The following is a 14,334-nucleotide window of genomic DNA, read 5'->3' as shown; positions in this document are numbered from 1 at the left end:
AAGGAGCTGCCCTTGTCGGGACAGCTCCTTTTTGTTTATTTTGTTGTGATCTTTATCAATTCAGAAATGGTTTTTCCATTGTAGGTTTGTTTGATGAATCCAATATTAGGCGCGTAGTAGCTGACAAAGCCTTCGCTTGATTTAACGGTAACAACGCCTCTAAACTTACCGGCTGCCGTCGTCAGAATGCCGCCGGTGCCCGTGATTTTATACGTCACCCCGCTGCCTTCAAGTCCGTCATCCCACGTTTTTCCTACCTTAATTGGATAAGCAATTTCCATATAGTATTCAGATTCCCGCCAGCCAATATAAAGCCCTTTGTTGTTTTCATATAAAAGGTAGGTGCTGCCGGGGAATGTTTCCTGCCACTCGTCCCATCCGTTATACTTGCCTACATACGTGCTTTTAAATGTCTTGCCGTTTGCTTTGTATGTGTAGACTTTTGTTTTGTCCATCAAGTAGCTGTACATACGCAGGTACTTGGATGCCACATAAGCGCGCTTGCCTTTAAAGCCAATTTGGCTCCAGCCTGACTTCGACTGCGAGTAAACAGACACCGACACATTGTTTTTCAGTGTACCGATGATTTTGTAGTTCGTTCCTGGACCGCTCCGGACATTCAGGACGCCGCTGGTAATACTGACATAGCCAACCTTTGCACTCGCGGCCGCTTCAGACTGGGCAGGATGAAATCCAAACAGGGCAGAGACCGCTAAAATGAAAGCAAAAGCGAGACAAACCATTTTTTTTCTGTTCATCCACTGTTCTCCTTTACGGTTGATAGGTACAGTATACGTGAAAACAAACGAAAAGAGATCAAAGAAATAAAAGAAATTCACTCCATTAGAAGCTGGATAAAACGACAAAACATCCAAAAAACGGATCATCAATAAAAACATTCATTCGGGAATGGCATTTACAGCCTTTTTATCTATATATAATAAAAAATGATATGTATACTATTCTTCAAAGTCATCTAGTACTCTCTGAGATAAAGGGAGGAGAAAACTGGATATACAAAGGTAACAAAATGGCGCAGATCCGAGAACGATTCTTAATGAAAGCTGATTTAATAGCAAACATTGAATAAGATAGAAAAGAAGCGGCCTTGGTAAAAGGCCGCTTCTTTTTCTATTCAATTCAGCGAACAATTATTTCTCGTTTTAATCCATACAGCAAAATATCAACAATTTCCTTCGCCAGCTCAGGCGCTGTTTTTTCGCCTGTCCATAGCTTTGTGATTGTCAGTCTTTCAATCATGCCGACCAGCCCGCCGGCAACAATGCTCATATCTACATTCGTGTGAAAATACCCAGCCACGCCCTTTTCTGAAAGGTTGGCTTCAATTTTTGCAGCCATCTGTGTTTTTACCTCCGTTGCAGATATAGATGTGCAAAATCCAATCTGGGCAAGGCTGCGATAATCCACAAAAAATTGAAGTATCTTCGTGAGAGCCTCTTCGATTCGGTCAGGAAGCGCTGAACCATCGACTCCTTCGTCCAGCAGGCTGCCAAGCGTGAGACAGGAGATTTTTGTACGAAACAAGTCTTCCAGCTCCTTGAAAATGGCTTCCTTGCTTTTAAAATATAAGTAAAATGTCGGTTGTGTTACGTTCGCTCTCCGTACGATCGTACTAATTTTTGTTTTATAGTAACCATGTTCTGCAAATTCATCCGCAGCGATTCGCAATAGAAGGGCACGGCTCGCTTCTCCGTCAGAACCTTTTTTTCTTCCTCGTTGCGCCATCTCTTTCTCTCCTTAATTGCTTTCTCTTTTCTCTAGTACATGCACAAATATCATACAATAGAGGATTATTTATTACAAACTGGTATTAAAAGGGTTTAGGAACCGAAAAATGAAAATGATCAATACATAAAACCATCTCTTCCGGATATTAACAGGATAGATATTACCAGTATGGAACAAATGTCTCCATGTAAGATCAGTTTTTATCCTTGTTGATATGGATTGTAGAAAATTACGACAAAAATGAGAATAAGAGTTTTTTAAAAATATTAAGGAATAAAGGGTGTGTAGATATTCTTTAAATAAGCCTTAGCAAGGAACGGCACGGTCGCATTATATTGCTGCGGGCTCTTCTATAAAACGACCCCGTCACAATTTGTCGATAGAAAAAGATGGCTTTTTCTGATTTTTGTAGGATAATAGACTTATATTTTTCTCGGCATCAAACTAATAGATCTAGTATTTCTGCACATATTATGAGAATCCATCAGTAAAGTATTGTATTCATAAAAACCGTTTAAATAATTTAACCTTGTGATTCTTTTCTTAAAAAGTGATTTGTCTTATTTTCTATTTAGTTTGTTCTCTATAAAGAACTATGGTGGTACAATAAAGATACGATACAGAACAAAAAGCGAAAAGGAGATTATACCGACAGTGGAAAGGAAAGAAATCAGGTGTCAGACAGGTATACAGTAGCAAGAAATGTGACTGTACTTGTCAAATTTTAAACACATTTGAAGCGTTTATTCGCTTTTTAAAATTATTTTTTGGGTAAAAAGAATCATAAGCTTGTATATTCTTAAACATGTATAATTAATATATTTTTTATTCAAGAGAAAGGCAGATGCAATGATGAAAGCAGCATTTGGGGAACGAGAAGCAATTCAGAGCCGGCTTCAGCAAATTGACCAGACAGAAAGAGAAATTAAACGGCATTTTGATCAGGAGCGAAAGCAGTTGGAATTCAGACTGGAGATGATTGAGCTGCCAAATGCCAGAAAGAGAGCCGGCAGTATAAAGAAACGGCAGCGGTCAGCATATGTAGGTTATTTGCAAGAACTGATTGTGGCGTATTTAAAACAGGAAAAACGTCCTGTCCGCGGTTTTGCGGTTCAGCAGTTTGTGAAAGACCAGACCGGCCACCATATTGACAATATGAGCGCATTTATGAATGCACTGATGCCAAAACACGAGGAGGTCCGCAAGCTCGGGCGTGGCTTGTATGTGTACGAGGAGAAAGCGCTGCTGCACGTGTAGGGTACAGAAAAGTAATCCTTGTGATGGAGAAAAGTGCACAAAATGAGAGTATATAGTTGCGAAACAACAAAAAGAAATTTATTATTTTTAAGTAGCATAAATAGACCTAAAGTCGCTCATTTATAGTATAATATGGAACAATATGAAAGGTTAATAAATATCATTGGTCATTTCCTAGGAGGGAACGGGATCTATTTTGAGCAGAAGATTTACCGAACAGCAGGCGATTAAAACGAGACTAAACCAAATTGATAAAGCCGAAGCACAGGTGCTAGAAGTATTGCAGGAAGAGCGGGACACGCTTTTAAAAAGGCTGCAAGAGCTGGAAAACAGTGAGGGCAGAGAAAAGGAGCATGCAGTAAGCCGCCGTCCGAGAGAAAATGTGCATGAGCTGCGGGAGATAGCCGTTGCTTATTTAAAAGAACGAAAGGAACCGGTTCGTGCAGTGGAAATTCAGGAGTTTGTCGAACGAGCAACCGGCAAACGGATTTCAAACATAAGCTCCTTTATGAAAGCATTAGAGCCCGAATATGACCGCGTTGTACGGCTGGGCCGCGGCTTATATATTTATGAATATGGAGTAGACTAAGAAAGCCGCCTTTACATGAGGCGGTTTTTTTTCGTGTTGAGGATCGAGTGGAATGGAAACTTTATATAAATAGTGCGGCGTTGTTTTTTATAAGCGGACTGAACCATTCACTTGTAAGGCAAAATAACTGCCAATAAACCCTTCTTTTCCGGAAAAAGAGCTGTTTATTATTTCCTTTTTAGATATAGCTCTTTGCCATTTTCTAGTTTTTCTTTCATCCTGTGAACGGGTTCTGGAAGTCTTTTTTCTGTGAAATCCTGTATTTACTATGTATGCAGCGTATCGTTCCTAGGGTGGCAGAAAACTAAATTATATTAAATAAATATCATTCAAAACATAAGCGTTTTTTAGCAATATAGGTCAAAAGTGTGTTTTTAGAGAGGGCACAAAAAACCTTTTATGACGCGGTTTGTAGGAATTTTTCGAGTGAATATGCCTGTATTTTTAGCGGTTTTTTCTTTATAATAAGGACACTACGAGCATTGTGCGAAAAGGCAAAATCGTTGAAAAGTGATGACGCAAAACTACAGGGGCTAACGGGAATCTATGCCAGCCAGTTGTCGAATACGATCTCGGACACTCGTATAAAGGAAGGCATTTATTATGTCGTTGTACAGTATGAAAGAGATCTGGACGCCGCTTAAATGGGTAGGCATCAAATTCTTTAAAACGCTGGATGAAGGGGGCTGCTATATAAAAGAAAACCGCCCCGGCATGCAGGGCGGTTTTCTTTTTATACTTTAAAGGTACTCGTTAAAGCCTGCAGCTCTTCGGCCATGGAAGCAAGTGATGCAGAAGACGATGAAATTTCCTGCATGGCGGCCATTTGGTCTTCGGTTGAAGAAGAGACCTGCTGGGTACTGGCGGCCGTTTCATGCGAATGAGAGGTGACGAGGCGAATCACTTCTTGAACCTGCTCGGTGCCGGACTGAAGCTGTTTAACAGAGGCGGAGACCGCGTGGATATGATCCGATACTTCCCGGGCAGCTGCGTGAATGCTTTGGAAAGACTCGCCGGAATGATGAACGGATTCTATTCCTGCTGCGACTTCGCTGATCACTCGTTTCATCGATTGAACCGAGCGGGTGATCTCGGATTGGACAGCGGCAACCAGTCCATTGATCCGGGCAGCCGATTCGGATGACTGCTCGGCTAACGTCCGTACTTCTTCAGCGACAACTGCGAAGCCTTTGCCATGCTCGCCGGCCCGGGCTGCTTCAATCGCTGCATTCAGTGCCAGCATGTTCGTCTGGCCGGCAATCGTCGTAATGACTTCTGTGAATGTGCCGATTTCCTGGGAACGCCTGCCGAGCTCTTCGATGACAGAAGCCGTTTCGTGCACGGTTTCCTGGATGGTATGCATCTGGGTCACGGCTGTTTGAATCGCCGTGCTTCCTTCCTGCGACTTGGAAAGGGATTCACCGGCGCTGTGCAGCATTTGCTTGGATCGTTCGGCGATTTGCCCTACGCCGGCTGACATGCCTCCAACCGTCCGCGACATGTTCTCAACGCTTTGCCGCTGTTCATCGGCAGCTGCTGCCACACTGGCTACCGTTGAGGAAATTTGTTCAGATGCGCTGCTCATTTCCTCAGCATTGGCCGTCAGCTCCTCGGAGGAAGCCGCTACTTGCCCGGTATGTGCAGAGATCTGGGTAATCACATGGCGCAGCTGCCCGGTCATTTTGCTGAATGAAGCGGACAGGCGCCCGATTTCATCCTCGCTGTGCAGAACCGTACCTTCTGTCCGCAAGTCTCCTGCGGCGATCCTTTCCGATTGATCCGCTATATCGCGAAGCGGCTTTAACGTCCGTCTCACGATCCAGATAAAAACGGCAGAAAACAGTGAGGCTATGATAATCGTGCTGATGATCGATTGAATAATATTATCTCTCAGTGACTGCTCGACTTCACTGAGTGCTTTTTCGGCAATAGAAGCATTGGCGAAATAAGGAGCTGTATCGATTTGTGCAGACAGCACGTAAGTTGTTTTTTCATTTTTTACCAAAGGATAAAAAATATCCGCCCTTTGCTGGTTTACATGCAGCTGCGGCTTGCCGCTTTTCAGTACGGCTCCAATATTGTCGTTTTGGATGGTGTCTCCCTGTTTCCAAAGCGGTTTTTCACCCTCTGCCGTATTTGCTGTTAAAACAAGGCCGTCCGGACTGAGCAGGTAAATGCCTTTTATCCCATTTCCCTTATGAATATAGGTTTTTAAGGATGCCTCAAAAATATCGGCATTCATGGCGGCCTCGAGTACGCCGCGTCCATCCGCTCTTGGAACAATCATAAACTTAAAGATTTCCATCGTTTCCTGCTTTAAAATAAGCGGCTCTGCAATAACTGGCGTTTTTCCGTCAAGAACCGAGCGGTACGCTTTGTTAAACGAAAATAAATTCAGCCCAAGTGAGGCTTCCTCCGTAGATTGCGTAAACACCCCCTGCCGGTTTGCCAGGTAAAGATCTGTCATGCCGGTTTTTTTGGCGATTGCTTCAAGATCCGCGTTTGTCAGTCCGCGTGCGGTATCTATCTGCTGAAGAGTATAGGCCGCATTTAACATGGTTTTATCCACCTGCTCTTCAAGCGAGAGGAGGTGGTTTGATATATTGGCCGTTAATTCGGTCAGTTCTTCTTCAACACTTTTTTGAGAGTTTTCATTCATGTGTACAGAAGCGGCATCCATTTCTTTTTTCAAGGACTGGGACTCGATCCATTGCAGAAAACTGGAGCACGCGAGAAGTAAAACAATTAGCACAACAAGCAAACTAATAATCTTTCGTTGTATGGACAAGCAGATAACCTTCTTTCTAACAGTGTACATATAGGTAAAATGACCTTTATTTTCTCTTGAAACTGAGACATGCCTTTAAAAGAATAGTTTAATTTTCCTGGTCAAGCAATACTTTCTTTTGATTTTCTCTTTTTTTTGACTTTTTACATTCTCTTCTGGAAGACCGCTATTCTCCCAATCTGCTTATGCTATACTAGTTTCAAAAAGCAGGGAGGTTTTCCATGAAAAAGGTAAGGATAGGGCTGCTCGCACTGATGCTGCTGTTTCCAACGTGGGCACAGGCGGCAGTTACAGATGAATTTGATGTTTCGAATGGGGTAACGTATACCGAAATTGTAGAGGAAGGAACCGTACCCCAGTCGGTCCGCGTAATGGAAATCGATACGACAGACCCGTACACAAAAGTGCAGGCGGGGGTGCCAAATCCGCTCAATAAGCTGGTGCAGACGTCCAAGCAGGCACTTGCGGCAAGCGGGGAAGGGCATGAAGTGATCGGGGCGATTAACGGTTCATTTTTTAACCGGGAGCCGATGCCGCTTTATTTTGTCGCTATCGACAACTACCTGGTGAACGGCGGCATGATTGAAACAAGCAAAAATGAGTTTGTCAGCGAGATGATCGCCTTTGGCATCAACAAAGAAGGAAAAGGACAGATTGACTCTTATTCTACGACTTTTACATACGCACACAATGGAACGACCGGAATGATGGCGGGCCATAACGGGCAGCGCTACCCGAATACGACGATGGTGTATACACCTAATTTTTCATCCGGTGTAACGACGACCAATCCGTACGGCTATGAAGTGATCGTAGCCGGAGCTGGTGATCCGTCGCTTCAGTTTGGCGGCACGTTAACCGGGAAAGTAACGGGCTTTCGTCCATATGGTCAAACGGCAGGGGCGGTGATTCCGAAGAATGGCTTTGTTCTGTCCGCGCATGGAACCGAGACAGAAGCACTCCGCAGCATGAAAATCGGCGATACCGTATCCGTGTCGGTCGATGTGGATGAGAAATGGAAGGGAGCCGATTTTATGATCGGCAGCGGGCCGCTGCTTATCAAAGGCGGGAAAGTGGCGCTGACGATGAACCCAAACAGCCCGAAAGCACGGGAGCGGGCGCCGCGTACGGCTGTGGCGATTGATCAAACGGGCGAAAAAGTAGCGTTTATTACGGTCGATGGACGCCAGCCGGGCTACAGCACCGGTATGAGTTTATCCGAATTTGCCGCCTATATTCAGTCACTCGGTTACGATCGGGCGCTTAATATGGACGGCGGCGGCTCGACCACGATGCTTGCGCGCGAGCCGGGTGATTTTACAGCAACGATTCAAAACAAGCCGTCTGACCCATGGGGCGAGCGGCCGGTATCAACCTTTTTAATGGCCATTACGACTGCGCCAAAGGGTGTGCCGACAACCATCAACGCCAGCCTGTTATCGGATGCGCCGCTTGCCATCGGGGAATCGGTTGATGTGAAGATTGAGTCGATCATCGATGAATACGGCAATCCGGTGAAAGTGGATAATGTGACAATTACATCTGATCTTGGAACGGTATCCGGCACAACCTTTACGGCTGCTCGATCAGGTTCTGGATTTGTTTCGGTTAAAAAAGGAACAGCCGAGGTAAAGCTGCCGATTACCGTTCAAGCGCCGCCGGAAAGCCGGGCGAGTGTGCTTGATTCATTTGAAGGCGCCGGCTGGTCGGTTCCATCTGTCAGTACGTTTTATTACGACGGAAGCCGCTCTCTGAAAGTAGACGGCACGGTTCAGCCGGTCCAACCGATCGCGCTATCTGGCAGTCCGTCATTTGTCAGCCTGCGTGTATACGGACAGACGGACGGGGCGGAAGTGACCGGTACGTTCCTTGATGCAAAGGGAACGGCTCATCAAGCGTCTTTTGGAAAGGTAACATGGAACGGCTGGAAGAATGTACGCGTACCGGTGCAGGCAGGCTGGACGAAGGTGTCCGCTCTTTCCTCCTCGAAGCCGGGCGTTTATGTGGACTCCTTAAAAGTGGTCTACGGCAATTCATATAAAGAAGAGTTATTCCGTGATGTGCCGGCGGGCTTCCGGGCGGAAAGCGATATTGCGTCACTTGTAGACCGGGCCGTGATCAGCGGCTTTCCGAACGGTACGTTTGGACCGCAGGAAACCTTAACGCGCGTGCAGGCGGCGATCATGCTGCAGCGTGCGATGAAGCTGCCGGCGGATGGTGTGAAAGATCCAGGCTTTTCCGATGTGCCAAAGACGTATATATCTTATGGAAGCATTGCCGCTGTCACACAGGCCGGCATTATGTTTGGCCGGACAGACGGCACGTTTGATGCACAGGCAAAGCTGACACGGGCTGAAATGGCTGCCGTTTTAGCACGGGCGCTTAAGCTTCCAGAAGCGAACCGGAATTATTTCCCGGACAATAATGCCGGCACGTTTGCGTACAGCTCCGTGAATGCACTCGCTGCATCGGGTATTACGCAGGGCTTCCCGGATGGCACGTTCCGGCCGGGTGAACCGATCAAGCGTGCTGACTTCAGTATCTTTTTAAACCGGGGACTGGAAAAAACAAATTAACGTTATGTTGGGCCGGAAAATACTTTTTTCGACCCAGACGAAGGAGATTCCGGCTCAACTGTGACAATTCCGGCCCAGGAAGCGGCTTATCATTAAAAAAACGGGCTTATCCAGCTGGATAAGCCCGTTTTTGTTATTCAAACCGAAGCGCGTGGCTCGGTTTCATTCGTGCTGCTTTGAGAGCAGGATAAATGCCGAACAAACCGCCAATCACAACCGTAGAACCGAGAGCCAGCTGGATGGCCCAGAGAGGAAGCGTCAGCGTAAACGCCTCAATGTATTGATTCCATAGTTCAATAAACGCATAGCCGAGCCCAGTGCCGAATAATCCGCCAATCACACAAAGAAGGAGGGTTTCAAAGAAAAACTGGGCCATAATTTCAAAGGTGGTGGCGCCGATCGCTTTGCGGATGCCAATTTCCCGGGTGCGTTCCCTCACAGACATCACCATGACGTTCATAATGCCGGTACCGCTGATAAACAGCGCAACAGCCGTAATACCGAGCAGCATGACTTGTAAAATCACGGTCACGTTATCGATGGCCCCAAGCATTTGATCCTGCTTGACCACACTAAAATCGATTTCTTTATGATTTTGTTTGATCGCGGAGAACACCGCACCATCTACTTCATCAATCACCTCGGTGCTGTTTGCTTCGACGATCATTTTGTTAAGATACTTCATATCCGTGTTGGCCAGCGCCGTTTCAATCGGCATAATGACGTTATTATCAGTGCTCGATCCAAGTGTGGCATTCGGCTTTAGTACACCAATGACGGTGTATTCCTTTTCGCCGATTGTGAGCTTTTGGCCGACCAGCGTCTTTTCTTCGGCAGACACAACGGTACCTGCCATCAACGAATCGAGGGCACGCTGCCACCACGTTTTCTCTTGAGGAGCCGGGATTCCCGTGCTTCCAGACTGGGGTTCGGCTGCTTTTCCGAGCAGTGCATCGTGAATATTGCTGCCAAGGACAATTACATTTTTCTTCGACTGCTGTTCTTCCTCTGTAAAAAAGCGTCCTTCTGCCAGGTCAGCGTGCTGAACACGGCTGTATTGATGAGTGCTGCCGACGAGAACAGCCTGGACGTTTTGCTCTTCATATACTGCTTTCGAAACGGTTTCGAGCTGCGGTATGACAGATTTTACATTCGGCACTGCTTCTACCGCTTTGGCATCTTCATACGTTAACGTGCTGGGCACGCTTGTAATGCCGCTTAAAAAGTCTTTCTGCCCATTCGCGGAATCCAAGACGCGGCCTGGCATCACGAGAATTTGCTCGGCGCCGAGGCTGCCCATCTGTTTCAGCAGCGTATCCTTTACGCCTACGGCAATGGCAATAAGGACAATCACCGCAAAAAGACCAATCACAATGCCCATCATGGCGGACAGGACACGAAATTTATTCGCCCAAAGACCGAAGCAGGCGAGCTTTAATGCATTTCCCAGTCTCATGCGAGTGCACCATCCTTTAAATGAATGACCCGCTGCGCACGGTCTGCCACTTCCTGGTCATGGGTAATGACCACAATTGTCGTGCCCTGCTGATGAACGCGGTCAAACAGCTGCAAAATCGTTTCAGTTGTTGCTTCATCCAGGCTTCCCGTCGGTTCATCCGCCAGCAGAATCGACGGCTCATTCACGAGCGCCCGTGCGATCGCAGCCCGCTGCTTTTCCCCTCCGGACAGCCGGGAAGGCTTTTGCTTTTTTTTATCGGCTAGTCCTACTTCCTCTAGCAGCTGCAGAACCCGCGCTTTTTTTCTTCCCAGTTTTTTTCGTCCGTATGTAAGGGGGAGAAGCACATTTTGATAAACAGATAGATTCGGAATAAGCTGAAACTGCTGAAAAACAAAGCCGATTTCGGTGTTTCGAAGGGCAGTCCGTTTCGACTGCCGCATTTTATGAACAGGCTTGCCGGCTAGTATGTATTCACCTGAATCAGCGGAGTCGAGCGCGCCGAGTATATTCAGCAGTGTGCTTTTTCCAGAGCCGGATTTTCCCATGATGGCGACATACTCTCCTGGATCGATCCGTAAGTCCACACTATGCAAAATGTCTTGCCTGCTGCTGCCGGTTTGAAATGCTTTTTGAACACGGCGAAGCGTAATCATGTCATAACCTCCTATAGATTCTGTCATGCTAGCATGCTAGCATAAGTGTTATAAATTTCCCAGTCCTATCCATCCTAGTTCATAAAATATGGTATAATCGTTTATTGGAGACTATTATACTAGTAACTGGAGGAAGTTGTTTTGAAGAAATATCATGTACTAGCTGCTGTGCTGTTGTTTTTCACACTCGCGGCAGTGTTCAGCAATACAGCCAAAGCAGCCGAGCCAATGCCGGCAAAGGTCATTGCCTCTTCTTTATCGGTACGGGAGAATGCAAGCCCGCGTGCGAAAATCATCGGGTCGCTGGCCAGACATACTGCTTTATCCGTTTACGGGCAGGCGCCTGGCGGATGGTCGGAGATCCTCTTTCAAAACCGCAGGGCATACGTCCCGTCCAGCCAGCTGAAAACGGCAAAATCGACGATCGTGGTTACGTTCGGCGACAGTAATACGCAGGGAACGAACTGGAAGCAGAATCCGTCTTATCCGCAGGCGGCAAAATGGGCTGCAAAGCTCGGGCAGACGTATACCGTTGTGAATTCAGGGATTGGTGGTGACACGTCGGTAATGGGACGTGACCGTTTTCAGCAGGATGTGTTAAACAAGCGTCCGGATGTGGTTACCATTATGTTTGGAACAAATGATGCCGTGATCCGGTCCAACGGGCAGGCACGCGTTTCCAAGGCAAAGTTTGAGCAGAATATCCGCTACTTTACCGATACGCTGAAAGCGAAGAAGATTCGTGTTGTGCTGATGACGACACCGCCTGTTGTTCAAGGAGTGTTTTATAAACGCTATGACGAGAAGCTGTACCAAAAATACAATGGCGCCCGGCAGTGGAATGATTCTTACAATGCTATCATCCGCAAAGTGGCCAAGGAAAAAAAAGTGACGTTGATTGATAACTATCAAAACATGAATCTGGCAGCCGGTGGCGCGACCGATCAGAGGTTGATCCTATCGGGGTTAATCGACTCTTCGGGCACGCATTTAACGCCAAAAGGCGCTGATATGATTTATCAGTCTGTGAATCGGGTGTTAAGCCGTTAAAAAGGGGGTGTCTCTAAGCTAGGAAACTGGCTGATGAGACAGTCCTTCTTTTTATGGCCGGAAAACAGCACGCAACGGCCGGATTTTTATACGGGATGGCCGGAAAAAGTTGATTATGGCCGGATTATGGGCCACTAAGGCCGGAAAAAAGAGAATCCGGCCCGGCTGCAGCACTTTCCGGCCCTGATTCTTATTTTTCGGCCCAAAAAAGAACTAAGCCTTTACTTGTAGTTACATTTTCATGTGAATGCAAAAAAAGATAGAAAACGAGCTTAAGTTCGGTGAAGATTCTCCGATATAAAGATAGGCAGTTTCGACTGCTTTAATTTGAAAAGGCAAATCTGTAGAAATGCAGAGACGCAAAGCTATAGGGGCTAAGCCGTTTGGGTATGCCAGCCAGCTGCCAGGGAGGAAATTCATCATGAAGAAAGCTGCAGCTAGTTTGTTAGCCACTGGTTTGCTTTTTGCTTCTTTTGGTCCAAATGCTGCGTTTGCGGCGCAGGAAGAGGAACAAAATGTCATTGTCATTTTTGATGAAAAAGTAGATAAAAAGGCGATTGCACAGGCGGAAGGGGAAATTGACCAGACGTTTAAGCAGCTGCCGATCGCTTCTGTAACACTTCCAGCAGATGAAGTGAAAGAGCTGAAGCAGGATAAAGATGTGGTTCGTGTAGAAAAAGATATTACGGTTCACGCATCGGCCGACACACTGGATTGGGGTATTGGCGCCACCAATGTACCGGTTTCATGGAATGCAGGCTTTACGGGCAGGGGTGTAAAAATAGCGGTTGTAGATACAGGAGTAGCCGCGCATCCGGATTTGGCAGTTGCTGGCGGTGCGTCTTTTGTTTCTTACACAACGTCCTATCAGGATGATAACGGGCACGGCACGCACGTAGCCGGCATTATCGGGGCAGAAAGTAATGGCTTCGGCACAAAAGGAGTGGCGCCGGATGCAGATGTGTATGCCGTTAAATCATTAGAAAAAAGCGGTTCAGGCAGTTTGTCCAGTATTTTAGCCGGCATTGACTGGGCGATTACAAATAAAATGGATATTATCAATTTAAGTCTTGGCACGCAAACAAATTCGGCCGCTTTCCAGGCACTGGTCGATAAAGCGTACGCGAGCGGCATTTTGGTCGTAGCGGCGGCAGGAAATGACGGATCGGCTTCTGGAACAGATGACACCGTTGATTATCCGGCACGCTATGACTCGGCGATTGCGGTTGGCGCTGTAGATTCTTCTTTGAAACGTACGTCTTTTTCTTCTACAGGAAGCACGGTTGAAATTGCTGCGCCGGGACAAAGCATTGTTTCTACTTATCTGAATAACGGATATGCGCGTATGAGCGGTACATCGATGGCTGCACCGTACGTATCCGGCGAGCTTGCGCTGTTAAAGCAGGCGAATCCGACGGCCGATGCTGTCCGGCTTCGGACGATCTTAAAAGACACAAGCAAGGATTTGGGCACAGCGGGAAGAGATTCTTGGTTTGGCTATGGATTCATGCAGGCACCGGCGAGTGCTGCACCGCAGGCAGCCCAAACGGCTCCAGCTGTGAGCACAGTGGTTTCCAGCCTCACAGCCAGTACAACGTTTATTGCCGGAAAGCCTCAGGATACAAAAGCGGTTCAGTTAACGGCTGTACGTGCAGACGGAAGCAAAGTGGATATTACAGAAGCGGCACAGTGGAAAACAGCTAATAGTAAAGTAGCGACCGTTAACCGTGGAATCATCACAATTCAAAACTATGGCAAAACAACCGTTTCCGGACTATACGGCGGCAAAACGGTAAATATTACGGTAGACGCCAGCGTGCGCAGTTTAAGTGTCAGCACAAAACGTGTAGCCGGAAAACCGGGAACGGTACAAAAAGTAGCCGTTACGGCTCTTCTGTCCAGCGGGCAGCGCGCGGATGTGACGCCGCTTGTTACATGGAAGGTGCTGAATCAAAAAGTTGCAAACGTATCAGGCGGAGTGGTTTCCATTTCGCAGTATGGCAGAACGTATGCCGCTCCTTCTTTTATGGGGAAAACAGTGAATATTTTAATTGAAAGCAAAAAATAAACCATTACCGCTATTGTGATAAAAACAGTGGAAGCCCGGCCGCCAAGTGCCGGGTTTTTTTGAAAGCAAATTTTCTTTTTAGATGAATATGTCAACTGAACGGTCATAAAATCTGACAATATACATTTTTCAGAAAACACTTGTA

The 14,334-nt window shown here is 46.7% G+C and carries 11 protein-coding genes and 2 riboswitches; of the genes, 6 read left to right on the top strand and 5 right to left on the bottom strand.

The features are described from left to right. Nucleotides 1-35: 35 nt before the first annotated feature. Together L2D08_RS01790 and L2D08_RS01785 are read right to left on the bottom strand one after the other, a co-directional pair. Nucleotides 36-758, bottom strand: coding sequence for an SH3 domain-containing protein (locus L2D08_RS01790; protein WP_242231996.1), 723 nt, complete (start codon nt 756-758; stop codon nt 36-38). A 382-nt stretch (nt 759-1,140) separates the two neighbouring features. Beyond that, nucleotides 1,141-1,746, bottom strand: coding sequence for a TetR/AcrR family transcriptional regulator (locus L2D08_RS01785; RefSeq protein WP_242231995.1), 606 nt, complete (start codon nt 1,744-1,746; stop codon nt 1,141-1,143). 855 nt (nt 1,747-2,601) lie between these two features. On the opposite strand from L2D08_RS01785, the gene L2D08_RS01780 reads away from it, so the two are divergent. From L2D08_RS01780 to L2D08_RS01770, 3 genes are all read left to right on the top strand, one after another. Further along, the gene (locus L2D08_RS01780) at nt 2,602-3,006 is read left to right on the top strand and encodes a Rok-like winged helix domain-containing protein (RefSeq protein ID WP_242231994.1); all 405 of its coding nucleotides are present in this window, start codon (nt 2,602-2,604) and stop codon (nt 3,004-3,006) included. 196 nt (nt 3,007-3,202) lie between these two features. Next, the gene (locus tag L2D08_RS01775) at nt 3,203-3,595 is read left to right on the top strand and encodes a Rok-like winged helix domain-containing protein (protein ID WP_242231993.1); all 393 of its coding nucleotides are present in this window, start codon (nt 3,203-3,205) and stop codon (nt 3,593-3,595) included. 483 nt (nt 3,596-4,078) lie between these two features. Next, nucleotides 4,079-4,160: riboswitch (cyclic di-GMP riboswitch) on the top strand. Nucleotides 4,161-4,198: 38 nt separating this feature from the next. Continuing rightward, nucleotides 4,199-4,339, top strand: coding sequence for a hypothetical protein (locus L2D08_RS01770; RefSeq protein ID WP_242231992.1), 141 nt, complete (start codon nt 4,199-4,201; stop codon nt 4,337-4,339). On the opposite strand, the gene L2D08_RS01765 is transcribed toward L2D08_RS01770, so the two are convergent. Next, nucleotides 4,329-6,383 (bottom strand): methyl-accepting chemotaxis protein, encoded by a 2,055-nt coding sequence (locus L2D08_RS01765; RefSeq protein ID WP_242231991.1) that lies wholly within the window; start codon nt 6,381-6,383, stop codon nt 4,329-4,331. The two genes, L2D08_RS01770 and L2D08_RS01765, sit on opposite strands and share 11 nt — an antisense overlap. Before the next feature lie 221 nt (nt 6,384-6,604). Here L2D08_RS01765 and L2D08_RS01760 point away from each other — a divergent pair, with 221 nt between their 5' ends. After that, nucleotides 6,605-8,959, top strand: coding sequence for a phosphodiester glycosidase family protein (locus L2D08_RS01760; protein WP_242231990.1), 2,355 nt, complete (start codon nt 6,605-6,607; stop codon nt 8,957-8,959). A 133-nt stretch (nt 8,960-9,092) separates the two neighbouring features. Here the strand turns inward: L2D08_RS01760 and L2D08_RS01755 are convergent, their stop codons facing one another. Together L2D08_RS01755 and L2D08_RS01750 are read right to left on the bottom strand one after the other, a co-directional pair. After that, the gene (locus tag L2D08_RS01755) at nt 9,093-10,415 is read right to left on the bottom strand and encodes an ABC transporter permease (protein ID WP_242231989.1); all 1,323 of its coding nucleotides are present in this window, start codon (nt 10,413-10,415) and stop codon (nt 9,093-9,095) included. Then, nucleotides 10,412-11,071 carry an ABC transporter ATP-binding protein gene (locus tag L2D08_RS01750; RefSeq protein ID WP_242231988.1) on the bottom strand — a complete coding sequence of 220 codons (660 nt, stop codon included), beginning with the start codon at nt 11,069-11,071 and terminating at the stop codon, nt 10,412-10,414. Before L2D08_RS01750 ends, L2D08_RS01755 begins: the two co-directional genes overlap by 4 nt. A gap of 141 nt (nt 11,072-11,212) precedes the next feature. On the opposite strand from L2D08_RS01750, the gene L2D08_RS01745 reads away from it, so the two are divergent. Together L2D08_RS01745 and L2D08_RS01740 are read left to right on the top strand one after the other, a co-directional pair. Continuing rightward, entirely contained in the window at nt 11,213-12,121 is a 909-nt protein-coding gene (locus L2D08_RS01745) for an SGNH/GDSL hydrolase family protein (protein ID WP_242231987.1), read from the top strand. 324 nt (nt 12,122-12,445) lie between these two features. Continuing rightward, nucleotides 12,446-12,529: riboswitch (cyclic di-GMP riboswitch) on the top strand. 13 nt (nt 12,530-12,542) lie between these two features. Continuing rightward, nucleotides 12,543-14,189, top strand: a complete 1,647-nt coding sequence (locus tag L2D08_RS01740; protein ID WP_242231986.1) for a S8 family peptidase — start codon at nt 12,543-12,545, stop codon at nt 14,187-14,189. Nucleotides 14,190-14,334 lie beyond the last annotated feature (145 nt).

The sequence above is a fragment of the Domibacillus sp. PGB-M46 genome, from assembly GCF_022668875.1.
Classification (GTDB): domain Bacteria; phylum Bacillota; class Bacilli; order Bacillales; family Domibacillaceae; genus Domibacillus.
This window is presented reverse-complemented; position numbering and strand designations above follow the sequence as displayed.